This window comes from Streptococcus oralis subsp. dentisani, assembly GCF_003944205.1.
In the GTDB taxonomy this organism is placed as follows: Bacteria; Bacillota; Bacilli; order Lactobacillales; family Streptococcaceae; genus Streptococcus; species Streptococcus oralis_BH.
On sequence record NZ_RJPH01000010.1, the window covers coordinates 43,538 to 56,354 of the forward strand.

Consider the following 12,817-nt stretch of genomic DNA (forward strand, 5'->3'; position numbering starts at 1 on the left):
TAACAAGCCTATCTAAGAGACCCCTACATCGTTATCACATTTTAAAAAGGAGAAATCATGAAAACATTCCTTAAACTTTATCTCACTGCCCTAGCGGCCAGCTTCTTGCTCCTACTTGGTGCATGTAGTACAACTAAAACTACGAAGCAAACAGAGATAAGTAGCTCTGCTCAAACAGAGGTAACCATCAAAAGTTCACTAGATGACGTCAAACTTTCAAAAGTTCCTGAAAAGATTGTTACCTTTGACCTCGGTGCTGCTGATACCATTCGTGCTCTTGGATTTGAAAAAAATATCGTCGGAATGCCGACACAAACGGTTCCGACTTACCTCAAAGATTTAGCTGGAAAAGTTAAGAATGTTGGTTCTATGAAAGAGCCTGATCTAGAAGCTATTGCCGCTCTTGAACCAGATTTGATCATTGCTTCACCACGTACACAAAAATTCGTAGATAAATTCAAAGAAATCGCTCCAACCGTCCTCTTTGAAACAGGAAAAGAAGACTATTGGGCTTCAACCAAGGCCAATATCGAATCATTAGCTGCCGCCTTCGGTGAAACTGGTACACAGAAAGCCAAGGAAGAATTGGCTAACCTGGATAAGAGCATTCAAGAAGTCGCTTCTAAAAATGAAAGTTCTGACAAAAAAGCCCTTGCTATCCTCCTAAATGAAGGAAAAATGGCTGCCTTTGGTGCCCAATCTCGTTTCTCTTTCTTGTACCAAACCTTGAAATTCAAACCAACTGATACTCAATTTGAAGACTCTCGCCACGGACAGGAAGTCAGCTTTGAAAGTGTGAAAGAAATCAACCCTGACATCCTCTTTGTCATCAACCGTACCCTTGCCATCGGTGGGGACAACTCTAGCAACGATGGCGTCCTAGAAAATGCCCTTATCGCTGAAACTCCTGCCGCTAAAAATGGTAAAATCATCCAACTAACACCAGACCTCTGGTACCTAAGCGGAGGCGGACTTGAATCAACTAAACTCATGATCGAAGACGCTCAAAAAGCTTTGAAATAAGCAAGAAAACCCAACATCAAATGATGTTGGGTTATTTTTCTTCTTGATTTCGTTTGAGAGAAAAGTGGTCTGGGACAAGGTCCTTGCCTGTTTTCGACCAAGGGTGGCAACGCAAAACCCGAGCCAAGCCCATCAAAACACCCTTGAAGCCATGCTTTTCAATGGCTTGAATCATGTAGTTGGAACAAGTCGGCTCAAAGCGACAAGAAGGTGGAAAGGCTGGTGAGATAAAACGTTGGTAAAAGCGTACAGGCGCTATTAAGATTCGTTTCATTATTTCTTGGTTACAGCCATAGTGTGTAGTTGGCTGATTTCTTTTTTATTAAGGCGACGGGATTCTCCTGGACGAAGACCTGTCAAGTCTAAGTGTCCAAAACGTGTCCGAGACAACTTATCCACTTGAAGACCGACGGCTTCAAACATCTTTTTAACCTGATGATTACGCCCTTCATGGATGGTCAACTGTACCACTGAGCGGTTTTTGACTGGATCCACTTTGAGAATCTCATAGACAGCTGGCTTGGTTTTCTTGCCATCAATCTCAAGACCACGGGTCAAGGGGCGGAGATTTTCTTTGTTGGCCACACCTTTAACACGCGCGACATAGACCTTGTCAATCTCATTACGGGGGTGAATCATCTCATCCGTAAAGTCCCCATCATTGGTCAAAATCAAGACACCTGATGTATCCCAGTCCAAACGTCCCACAGGATAAATGCGTTCTTTGACATTTGGCAAGAGGTCGACAACAGTCTTGCGGCCCTTGTCGTCTGTCACACTGGAAATCACTCCGCGCGGTTTATTAAGCAGATAGTAGACCTTTTCTTCGTTGTAGATGGGTTGACCTTCAACTTCGACCTTATCGCCAGTCTTGATGGTGGTTGCGAGTTCACGTACCACTTGGCCGTTGACCGTCACCAAGCCTTGCTTGATCAGCTCTTCTGCTTTTCTCCTACTGGCCACACCTGCGTGGGCAATATACTTATTGATTCTCATCTTCTTCTATCCTTTCACCAAATAATTGGCTTTCTTGAGCTTGAATCTCAAGTTCATCAATCACTGGTAGTTCTTCCAAATGGTTAATTCCCATGTAATCTAGGAAATAATCCGTAGTCACATAGAGATTAGGGCGGCCCAACACTTCTTTTTTCCCATCTTCCTTTATCAAATCAAAAGCCTGCAACTTTGCCAAAGCCCCACTCGAATTGACCCCACGAATAGCATCAATCTCTATCCGCGTGATAGGCTGCTTATAGGCAATGATGGACAAGGTCTCAAGGGCAGCCCGAGACAAACTCTGATTGATGGGTGCCTTGGAGTATTCCTTCAAAACCGCTGCAAATTGAGGTTTGGTCACCAATCTGTATGCTCCCCCTGTCTCAATCAGGGACAAGCTCGACTCCTGGTCTTTTTCATACTTTTGGGCTAATTTTTCTAAACTCTGTTGGATACCTGTCGGGGGAAGCGATAGGAGTTCAGCCAACTGACGGACCCGAATCCCATCTTCACCTGCTACAAACAAGAGCGCTTCTATTTCTGCTAAAGTACTCATCTTTCCTCTCTATCAAGTCTAGCTTTGTGCCTCTTGACTTTCTTCCTTCTTTTCCATGAGATAGATATCTCCGAAACTCTCCTCTTGCACGAGGACCAGCTCCTGGGTTTTGATTAGCTCTAGGGTTGCCAAAAAGAGGGTAATAACCTCTTGGACATTCTGTGCTTCCTTGAACAAATCCTGCAAACGCAACTGGTCTCGTCCAGACAAGGACTCCTTTACGATGACCATCATGTCCTCAATCTTATACTCATCCCGCAAGATGGTCGTGTGATTCTGTGCGAACTCCTCTTTTTTCTTGGCTAGGATATTTGAAAAAGCCAAAAAGAGGTCAATGGTCGTCTTGTCATGTACAAGCTCCGCATCCTCGTAAATCAACTCTGTTGGCGCTTTGGAATAGTACTGAGCCCGATCTTGGTGCTTAGCCTCCAAGTGCTCACCCAAGAGCTTGAACTTGCGGTATTCTTCGATTTGGGAGAGAAGGTCCTGCTCCAGGTCATCCTCTAAGTCTGTCACTTCAGCTACCTTTGGCAAGAGCTTGCGACTCTTGATCAGCATGAGCTGACTGGCCATGACCATGTACTCACCCGTCACTTCCAGACGCATGGCCTGCAGGGTTGAGACATAGGCTAGATACTGTTCGATAACTTCTGTAATAGGCACATCGTAGATATCCATCTGGTACTTAGAAACCAGATGCAAGAGCAGGTCCAGGGGCCCTTCAAAATCTTTTAATTTAATATCCATTATCTATATTTTTCTAAGGTCAGGACTGTTTTTAATCCTAATTTTTTTGCAATTTCGTACAAATCGACCTTGTTTTCTAGTTGTCTTAGAATGAACTGTTCCCGTAGGGCTTGGGCTGATAGTTCTGGGAAACCTTTCTCCTTGACAAAGGACTCCAGCTGACGAAAGGCCCATTGACGAGAATAGGCTTTCCCTCCCCTTTCAAAGAGATAGGTCTGCCCCATCAAGGGTTCCAATTCTGGAGTCAAAATCGTGGGTATGATGACAATCCTCTGTTGGGAAGCCTTGTTAATTCGCAACACCTGAAAATCCAGATTGATATCCGCAACCTTGAGGGCTAAAATCTCACTTGGTAAGAGCCCTATTTCCAAGATAAGAAGCGCCAGCAAGCGTCCCTCTGGGTAGTCACTTTCCTGCCAAAAAGAGTCTAGGTCTAGAATCTCTGGTTTTTCAGTCTTCTTTTCAGCTTGTTTGGCTAATTCCAGACGGTAAAAACTGTCCACTTCTCCTTTTCGATAGAGAAAGTAGAGAAATTGGTTGCAGGCCGAAAGTTTTCGCTTCTGGGCGCTGATTTTTAGATTGGCTAGCAGGCCTTGGTAAATCTTGAGACTAGTTTCAGAGATCCTCTCACCAACAATGTCTAAAAATTGCTCCAAATCATACTTATAAGACTGCTTGGAATTGGCAGACAAGCCCTGTTTTTCCTCTAAAAAGGCTGAAATCCTATCTCTCATTTGCATCGAATCTCATATTCCTTACTAAAGTCATGCAAGAGGGCATTAACTGCCTTGAGGATGGACTTGCGCGTGATGATTCCTTGGAAAATTCCTTCACCATCTACCACTGGCAAGAAGGGTTCATCCACCAGTTTATGGAGGACTTCAGTGATGTTATAGTCTGGAGCGACGACTGCCACATCTATCTTGGTCATATTGACGATGTCTGTCTTTGCCATCTGCTCATCCGTCAAACCTTGCTCCATTTGATAAGCCAAAATGTCCCTCAGACCAATGGTTCCGACAAAGCGTTTGTCAAAGGTCACAACTGGGATACGGGTATAGGTGATTTGACTCAATACCAAAATTGCATGGTCAGCGTTATGGGTATCAATCAAAGCGGCTAGATTGTCTGCAGGGGTGAGAAAGGTTCCTTCCTGCTCCAATAAAAATAGTTCAAATTCCTTGGCAATCATCGAGCAAACTCCTTGGACAAGCCTGGATAAATCTCATGATCACGTGTCAAAAACTCTACTTTAAAATAGCTGTCATCAATCTCCACGCGGGCATAGAGACATTCTCTAATAGTGCCTCGCGGTTGGCTGATGGAACCTGGATTTAGAAAAAGAGTCTTTCCTTCCATCCAAGCATTTGGCACATGTAAGTGACCATAAAGACAGATATCGGCATCTTCTTCCTGAGCCCAGTAGTCCAACTTTTGAAAGTTGAAATTGATGTCAAACAAGTGCCCATGCGTCTGGATAATCTTGGTCGGACCAAGTTGAGTCACCAAACGTTCTGGGTAGCCAGCATAAAAGTCCATGTTTCCTTTGACGACATGGATGCCCTCCCAGAGCGGAGAGTCTGGACGGAGTTCTGAGTCACCATCGTGAAAAATGGCATCAACTTTACCCAGATAGCGGTCACGAATTTCTTCCACAATCAAGCTATCGCCATGGGAGTCACTCATTACAATGATGGTTTGCTTTGCCATGATGGAAATACCTCCAAAAGTTTCTTAACGGCTAAGGCACGGTGGGATTGGCTATTTTTTTCTTCAAGGGTTAATTCGGCTGCTGACTTACCTGTCTCTCCCACAAGGAAGAGGGGATCATAACCAAAACCATTCTCCCCCTTGGGTTCAAAGTTGATATAACCTGGCCAGTCAGCTTCGACCACCAAGCTTTCCTTGTTTGGACTAGCTACGACTAGGGTTGTATGGAATTGGGCTGAGCGATCCTTGAGTTCAAAGACCATGGCCAATTCGTGCAAGAGTTTGGCGTTGTTTTCACGGTCAGTTGCTCCTACACCAGCGAATCGCGCTGACCAGACTCCTGGCAAACTGCCAAGGACATCGACTTTGAGACCAGAATCATCTGCCAAAACCATCTTTCCTGTTAATTGGGAAATGGTTTCTGCCTTAAGGCGGGCATTTTCTTCAAAGGTCATGCCAGTTTCTGCTACTTCAGGCAGATCTGGATAGTCATTGAGATTTTCCACATCGTAGCCTAGTTTGTCAAAGATAGCTCGGAATTCCTTGGTCTTACCTTCGTTACGAGTCGCAATGAGCAGAGTTTCTCTAACCTTGCTAGTTTCAAAGAAGGCTTGAACATTGACTCCTTCTTTAGGCAATTCTACATGCAGGAGTTGCCCATTTTCAACCAAGAGCAGAGCCCCCTGACGTTGGATGACTTCCAAGTTACGTCCTGCTTCCGCATTTAAAATCTCAACGATAAAAGAGAGCAGACGGAAGTTAGAAGACCAGCGCATCACTGTTATCGTAATCGGAAAGCCATTTTCCTCATCACGAAAAATCCGAGCCAAATCCATAAAATCAAGCTCAAGCGGATCTTTGATGAGGCTGTAGATGCCTCCATAGACATCCCAGACACCGACATACCAGTCCTGGTCGTCCTTGTATTCATAAATTTTATTTGTCATAATGTTACATGCTCCACATGAATCTCTTTTTCCAGCCATTCTGCTCCAATTTGAGCAAAACTTTGGCTGCTAGCTGTAGTGTAAAATCGGTGCTGAAGCGGGGCTGCGTCCCGGCTACGATTGATTTCAAAATAATTGAGTAAAACTGAGATATCCCGTACACACTCTGCCCCACTATCAATGAGCTGAACCTTTGGTCCCATAACATTTTGAATAATGGGTCTGAGAAGCGGATAATGAGTACAACCCAAAATCAGGCTATCCACCTTCCCAACCAAGGGACGCAGGGTTTCATAGACGACTTTCTTGGTTACACTGGTTGACAGGGCCCCAGACTCCACCAAGGGGGCAAACTTGGGACAAGCCAAACTCTCCACCTGTAAGTCCGGATCCAAATCATGAATTTTTTGACGGTAGATGTCTGATTGTACCGTCATGGGTGTTCCAATCACTCCGATTTTCCCGCCTTGACTGGACTTGATAGCTGCCGAAGCTCCTGGCAATATCACACCTAGAACAGGAATGTCTAGTTTCGCCTTGATTTCTTCCCAGACGACCGCAGTCGCAGTATTACAAGCAATGACAATCATTTTGACATCCTTGGTCAAGAGAAAGTTGACCAACTGCCAAGTATATTCACGAATTTGCTCAGCAGGACGAGGGCCGTAGGGCGCCCGAGCCGAATCTCCAATATAGACGATTTCTTCATGGGGAAGCTGGCGCATGAGCTCACGAACAACAGTCAAGCCCCCGACACCCGAATCCAAAAAACCAATTGGCCGATTATCCATACAGTCTTCTTTCTAGTCTTCTTTTTCTGATTGATAGTTCATTATGATTTCTTGTCCTGAAGGAACTGACTGACAGCTTGATAGAATGTCAACTGTCTCTCTCTTAATCATAATCAAATATCAATAGAATGCAAGGAAAAAGTCTTATCCTTGAGAACTATTGAACATAGTGAGAAGTCTGGAACTTTCATCCCAGACTTTTCCTATTTATTTCTTTTTATTGTTAGCGAGGGCTGCTTTTTGTTGGCGGATGATTTGGTGGTAAACTTGTTGTACCTTGGCTTCGCTTGGTTTTTGACCATTTGCGCTCAAGAGAGCACGAACTGCCTCAGCGTTCAAACGTGGGTTGTCCGCAAATTCTTTTTCGATTTGCTTACGAACCAAATACATCCCTCCAAGAGCTCCTCCTAGAAAAGCTAGCACAATCAAGATAATTGCTAAAAGTAAATCCATTCTTTTTCTCCTGTTTCTTTTTGAGTCTTCTATATTATACCACAAAGTGACTTTCCTGACTAGTTTGTTTTACGCTTTCAAGACGATACCAATACATTGTCTCCTTATACACTCGCATCTTTGACTACTTGTTTAACCAATTTCCAGTCACATTATATAAAACTATAACTTCATATGAAAATCTCTTGCTTTCTCTGTTTTTATTTGTTATATTAAAATGGTACGAATAAAATCGGTCCATACCAGACTGTAAATAGGGCATTATATTTTTTTAAGAAAAAATGAAAGCGCTTTTAATTAATAAAGGAGGGTTTTATGAAAAAACACTTTTGGGAGAAATCCTGTCGCTATAGCATCCGCAAGCTAACAGTCGGCACAGCCTCTGTTTTGCTTGGAGCAGTTTTTCTAGCTAGTCATACCGTCTCTGCTGATACTACTGAAGTAAAGCAAAATGACCCTACACTGGAGAAAACTACAGCCAAGACAGATACCGTTACGAAAACAATTGAATCAACTGAGAACACTCAGCCAAGTGAAGCAATTGACCATTCAAAACCAGTTCTAGCTGATAATAGTGTTTCTGAAACAAAATCCACTAAGGCTGATGTTACTTCTGCTACAACTAATCAAGCAAGTACTGAGGCTATTGTAAAACCTAATGAAAATAAGGAAACCGAAAAACAAGAACTACCTGTGACAGAACAAAGCAACTATCAGCTAAACTATGATCGACCAACAGCTCCCTCCTATGACGGATGGGAAAAGCAAGCCCTTCCAGTTGGTAATGGTGAAATGGGTGCTAAGGTTTTTGGTCTCATCGGCGAGGAGAGAATCCAATACAACGAAAAAACTCTTTGGTCAGGTGGACCGCGTCCCGACAGTACCGACTATAATGGAGGAAACTATCAGGAACGGTATAAAATTTTAGCAGAAATTCGTAAGGCACTTGAAGACGGAGATCGCCAAAAAGCCAAACGATTATCCGAGAGAAATCTAGTTGGTCCAAACAATTCCCAATATGGACGTTATTTAGCCTTTGGTGATGTATCCATGGTTTTCAATAACCAGAAAAAGGGTCTGGATACGGTAACAGATTACCACCGTGGTTTGGATATCACAGAAGCCACTACAACCACTTCTTACACCCAAGATGGGACAACCTTCAAACGTGAAACCTTCTCCAGCTATCCTGATGATGTCACCGTGACCCACTTGACCCAAAAAGGGGACAAAAAACTTGATTTTACTGTTTGGAATACTTTAACAGAAGATTTAATCGCCAACGGAGACTACTCATCGGAATATTCTAACTACAAGAGTGGCCATGTTACGACAGACCCAAATGGTATCCTACTAAAAGGTACAGTCAAAGATAATGGCCTTCAGTTCTCATCCTATCTAGGAATTAAAACGGACGGAAAAGTTACTGTTAATGAGGATAGTTTAACGGTCACAGGGGCCAGCTACGCAACTCTCTTACTCAGTGCCAAGACCAACTTTGCTCAAAATCCTAAAACCAACTATCGAAAAGACATCGACCTCGAAAAAACAGTTAAAGGGATTGTCGAAGCAGCTAAGGCCAAAGACTACGAGACACTTAAAAAGGACCATATCAAGGATTATCAAAGTCTCTTTAACCGCGTTAAACTAAATCTAGGTGGAAGCAAGACTACTCAAACGACAAAAGAGGCCCTTCAAAGCTATAACCCTAGCAAAGGGCAAAAACTGGAAGAACTCTTCTTCCAATACGGACGTTATTTATTGATTAGTTCATCTCGTGATCGGACAGATGCCCTTCCTGCCAACCTCCAAGGAGTCTGGAATGCCGTAGACAATCCACCTTGGAACGCTGACTACCACCTCAATGTCAATTTGCAAATGAACTATTGGCCAGCCTACATGGGCAACCTTGCTGAAACAGCCAAGCCAATGATCAATTACATTGACGATATGCGCTACTATGGTCGTATCGCTGCTAAAGAATACGCAGGTATCGAATCCAAAGACGGACAAGAAAATGGTTGGCTAGTCCACACCCAGGCGACACCATTTGGCTGGACTACTCCAGGCTGGAATTACTATTGGGGTTGGTCTCCAGCTGCTAACGCTTGGATGATGCAGAATGTCTATGACTATTATAAATTTACCAAGGATGAGACCTATCTCAAAGAAAAGATTTACCCAATGCTCAAGGAAACAGCTAAGTTCTGGAACTCCTTCTTGCACTATGACAAGGCCAGTGACCGTTGGGTGTCTTCTCCATCCTACTCACCAGAACACGGGACCATCACCATCGGAAATACCTTTGACCAATCGCTAGTCTGGCAACTATTCCACGACTACATGGAAGTTGCTAACCATCTGAATGTCGACAAAGACTTAGTCACAGAGGTCAAGGCTAAATTTGACAAACTCAAACCGCTTCACATCAACAAAGAGGGACGCATCAAGGAATGGTACGAGGAGGACAGTCCTCAATTCACCAATGAAGGGATTGAGAATCACCACCGCCACGTTTCCCATCTAGTTGGTCTCTTCCCAGGTACGCTCTTTAGCAAGGACCAGGCTGAATATCTAGAGGCTGCGCGTGCTACCTTGAACCACCGTGGAGATGGGGGGACTGGTTGGTCTAAGGCCAATAAAATCAACCTCTGGGCTCGTCTGCTGGACGGTAACCGTGCTCATCGCTTGCTCGCTGAACAGCTCAAGTATTCAACCCTAGAAAACCTTTGGGATACCCACGCGCCTTTCCAAATCGACGGCAACTTTGGAGCAACCAGTGGGATGGCAGAAATGCTCCTTCAATCTCATACAGGCTATATTGCGCCATTGCCAGCCCTTCCTGATGCTTGGAAAGACGGTCAGGTTTCTGGCTTAGTTGCCCGTGGTAACTTTGAAGTCAGCATGAAGTGGAAAGATAAAAAACTGCAAAACTTGTCCTTCCTTTCAAATGTTGGTGGAGACCTGGTTGTAGACTATCCAAACATCGAAGCTAGTCAGATCAAGGTCAATGGCAAACCAGTCAAGGCAACTATCCTCAAAGATGGCCGCATCCAACTAGCAACACAAAAAGGTGATGTCATTACCTTTGAACATTTCCCTGGTCGTGTAACCAGTCTGACAGCAGTTCGACAAAATGGAGTCACTGCAGAACTCACCTTCAACCAAGTAGAAGGTGCTACCCACTATGTCATCCAAAGACAAGTAAAAGATGAATCTGACCAAACCTCTGCGACCAGAGAATTTGTAACCAATCAAACCCACTTTATCGACCGATCACTAAATCCGCAACTCGCCTATACTTATACCGTCAAGGCTATGCTGGGCGAAGTTTCCACACAAGTATCTGAACAGGCAACTGTAGAAACTCCTAATGAATTGATGGATGATCGAGACGGACGTATCCAGTACGGAGCTGCCTTTGGAAACTGGGCAGACTCAGAATTATTTGGAGGAACTGAGAAGTTTGCTGATCTTTCAAAAGGAGACTACACAGACGAAGACACCACTGCCACCATCCCTTTCACTGGAGTTGGTATCGAAATCTATGGACTAAAATCGTCTGAACTAGGTCTTGCTACTGCTAAAATTGATGGCAAAGAAGTTGGCGAACTTGATTTCCATACTGCTGGAGCAACTGAAAAAGGTAGTCTCATCGGTCGCTTTACAGGATTATCTGACGGACCTCACACATTGACTCTTCGTGTTAAACGTGAGCACAAAGGGCGTGGTAGTGAGCGCTCGAAAATTTCATTAGACTACTTCAAGATCCTAGCAGGAACAGGCAATACGATTGAAAAAATGGATGATCGTGATTCGCGCATCCAGTATGGTTCCCAGTTTAAGGACTGGTCTGACCCTGAACTCTACGGAGGTACGGAAAAATACGCTGACATCAACAACAGCGACTCTAGTGCAGCTTCAGAAGCTCAGGCAACTATTTCCTTTACTGGTACGGGCATTCGTATTTATGGTTTGAAGAGCCTTGCCCTTGGACGAGCACGTGTTACACTAGATGGCAAAGAAATGCCAAGTCTAGACTTCTATACGTCAGGTGCAACTGAAAAGAGAGCCTTTATTGGCGAATTTACAAACCTTGCTGACTGTCCGCACACCCTAACATTACGTGTTGATCCAGATTCACCAGAAGGTCGCAAGAAAATTTCTCTAGATTCCTTTGATATCATCAAAGCCCCTGCTATTGGTATAGATAGTCCAAGCATCGCTCCTCTCAAGGAAAATGACAAAGAAATTTCCTTAACCCTACCATCTGGAGACTGGGAAGCCATCGCTGTGACCTTCCCAGGTGTCAAAGATCCTCTAGTCTTACGCAAAGTGGACGAAACGCATCTGGTTACAAGTGGGGATCAGACCGTGCTATCAATCCAAGACAATCAAGTTCAAATCCCAATCCCTGAGGCTACTGATCGACAAACTGGAAAAGCGATTGAAGCTTATGCCATTCAAGGAACTACCACAAGCAGTCCTGTCGTAGCTGTCTTTACTAAAAAAGATGAGAAAAAGGTTGACGAGAAGCAGCCAACTACAAGCAAGGGAGACGAACCAGCTCCTACTGTTGAAATTCCGGAATATACTGAGCCTATCGGAACCGCAGGGCAAGAGGAACCGCCTACAGTGACAATTCCTGAATACACTGATCCTATCGGAACTGCGGGAGAACAAGAAGCTCCAACTGTTGAAATTCCGGAATACACCGAGCCTATCGGAACCGCAGGGCAAGAAGAGCCACCTACAGTTGAAAAGCCGGAATACACTGAGCCTATCGGAACAGCAGGGCAAGAAGAACCACCTACTCTGACAATCCCTCAATTCAACGAACCTATTGGAACCGCAGGACAAGAAGATGCGCCTACTGTTGAAAAACCTGAGTACACTGACCCTATCGGAACTAGTGGAGATCAGGCTGCTCCAACCCTCACTCGACCTGAGTATCAGTTGCGCACCTTGAAAGATAAAAAGACGGGGGTCGAAATCATCGGTGGAGCTACTGACTTGGAAGACGTTGCCCACTTAGCAAGCCGACGAGTGCTAGCCCAAGAACTCTTTGGTAAGACCTATGATGCTTACGACCTACAGCTTAAAAATCCAACCGATCATAGCTTGCAGCCAAAAGGCTCTGTTCTGGTTCGCTTGCCTATTTCAGCTAGCGTAGAAAATATCTACTACATCACTCCGACCAAGGAGTTACAAGCCCTTGATTTCACCGTTCGAGAAGGAAAGGTAGAATTCATCACTAGTCATTTCAGTACCTATGCTATCGTCTATCAAGCTACTGGAACAACCTCTAACACAGAGGAAAAACCAAGTACTTCAGATGCAGAAACCTTGGCACACGAGACTGAACAACTTTCAGCTAGTTCTAACCTTGCTAAAACTGGAAATCATTCTCCTAAAGAAGATCTTCCAGCAACAGGAGAAGCGTCCAACCCACTCCTCTTCTTAGCAGGACTCAGCCTAGCCCTCACAGCCACTTTTATGTTAAAAGGGAGAAAGGATGACTCTAACTGACCTTTAAGCACGCAAAAACAGGATGAAGATCCCATTCATCCTGTTTTATTTTGTAATCAAAAGTT

The 12,817-nt window shown here is 44.3% G+C and carries 12 protein-coding genes; 2 read left to right on the forward strand and 10 right to left on the reverse strand.

Annotated elements, in window-relative coordinates:
* The first annotated feature begins 57 nt into the window (after positions 1 to 57).
* A complete protein-coding gene (locus tag D8805_RS07590; RefSeq protein ID WP_125416583.1) occupies positions 58 to 1,023 on the forward strand; it encodes a siderophore ABC transporter substrate-binding protein in 966 nt (321 codons plus the stop codon).
* A 31-nt stretch (positions 1,024 to 1,054) separates the two neighbouring features.
* Here D8805_RS07590 and yidD read toward each other — a convergent pair whose 3' ends face one another.
* The 10 genes from yidD to D8805_RS07640 all read right to left on the reverse strand — a co-directional run bounded on the left by yidD (position 1,055) and on the right by D8805_RS07640 (position 7,223).
* Complete coding sequence (gene yidD, locus D8805_RS07595; RefSeq protein WP_061417997.1) at positions 1,055 to 1,297, reverse strand: membrane protein insertion efficiency factor YidD; 243 nt, start codon at positions 1,295 to 1,297, stop codon at positions 1,055 to 1,057.
* Positions 1,297 to 2,019 (reverse strand): pseudouridine synthase, encoded by a 723-nt coding sequence (locus D8805_RS07600; RefSeq protein ID WP_125416585.1) that lies wholly within the window; start codon positions 2,017 to 2,019, stop codon positions 1,297 to 1,299. Before D8805_RS07600 ends, yidD begins: the two co-directional genes overlap by 1 nt.
* Positions 2,006 to 2,575 (reverse strand): SMC-Scp complex subunit ScpB, encoded by a 570-nt coding sequence (scpB, locus tag D8805_RS07605; RefSeq protein WP_125416587.1) that lies wholly within the window; start codon positions 2,573 to 2,575, stop codon positions 2,006 to 2,008. The genes D8805_RS07600 and scpB overlap by 14 nt, the downstream gene beginning before the upstream one ends.
* A gap of 18 nt (positions 2,576 to 2,593) precedes the next feature.
* A complete protein-coding gene (locus D8805_RS07610; RefSeq protein ID WP_125416589.1) occupies positions 2,594 to 3,322 on the reverse strand; it encodes a segregation/condensation protein A in 729 nt (242 codons plus the stop codon).
* Positions 3,322 to 4,056 carry a site-specific tyrosine recombinase XerD gene (gene xerD / locus D8805_RS07615; RefSeq protein WP_312023350.1) on the reverse strand — a complete coding sequence of 245 codons (735 nt, stop codon included), beginning with the start codon at positions 4,054 to 4,056 and terminating at the stop codon, positions 3,322 to 3,324. Before xerD ends, D8805_RS07610 begins: the two co-directional genes overlap by 1 nt.
* A complete protein-coding gene (cbpB, locus tag D8805_RS07620) occupies positions 4,053 to 4,514 on the reverse strand; it encodes a cyclic-di-AMP-binding protein CbpB (RefSeq protein WP_125416593.1) in 462 nt (153 codons plus the stop codon). The genes xerD and cbpB overlap by 4 nt, the downstream gene beginning before the upstream one ends.
* The gene (locus tag D8805_RS07625; RefSeq protein WP_125416595.1) at positions 4,511 to 5,032 is read right to left on the reverse strand and encodes a metallophosphoesterase; all 522 of its coding nucleotides are present in this window, start codon (positions 5,030 to 5,032) and stop codon (positions 4,511 to 4,513) included. The genes cbpB and D8805_RS07625 overlap by 4 nt, the downstream gene beginning before the upstream one ends.
* Positions 5,008 to 6,018: a nucleoside-triphosphate diphosphatase gene (locus tag D8805_RS07630; protein WP_376739457.1), complete on the reverse strand. Its 1,011-nt coding sequence runs from the start codon at positions 6,016 to 6,018 to the stop codon at positions 5,008 to 5,010. Before D8805_RS07630 ends, D8805_RS07625 begins: the two co-directional genes overlap by 25 nt.
* On the reverse strand, positions 5,976 to 6,770 hold the full coding sequence (racE, locus tag D8805_RS07635) for a glutamate racemase (RefSeq protein WP_000370364.1): 795 nt from the start codon (positions 6,768 to 6,770) through the stop codon (positions 5,976 to 5,978). Before racE ends, D8805_RS07630 begins: the two co-directional genes overlap by 43 nt.
* 207 nt (positions 6,771 to 6,977) lie before the next feature.
* Positions 6,978 to 7,223 (reverse strand): YneF family protein, encoded by a 246-nt coding sequence (locus D8805_RS07640; RefSeq protein WP_000364980.1) that lies wholly within the window; start codon positions 7,221 to 7,223, stop codon positions 6,978 to 6,980.
* A 315-nt stretch (positions 7,224 to 7,538) separates the two neighbouring features.
* On the opposite strand from D8805_RS07640, the gene D8805_RS07645 reads away from it, so the two are divergent.
* Positions 7,539 to 12,752, forward strand: a complete 5,214-nt coding sequence (locus D8805_RS07645) for an SIALI-17 repeat-containing surface protein (RefSeq protein WP_125416599.1) — start codon at positions 7,539 to 7,541, stop codon at positions 12,750 to 12,752.
* Positions 12,753 to 12,817 lie beyond the last annotated feature (65 nt).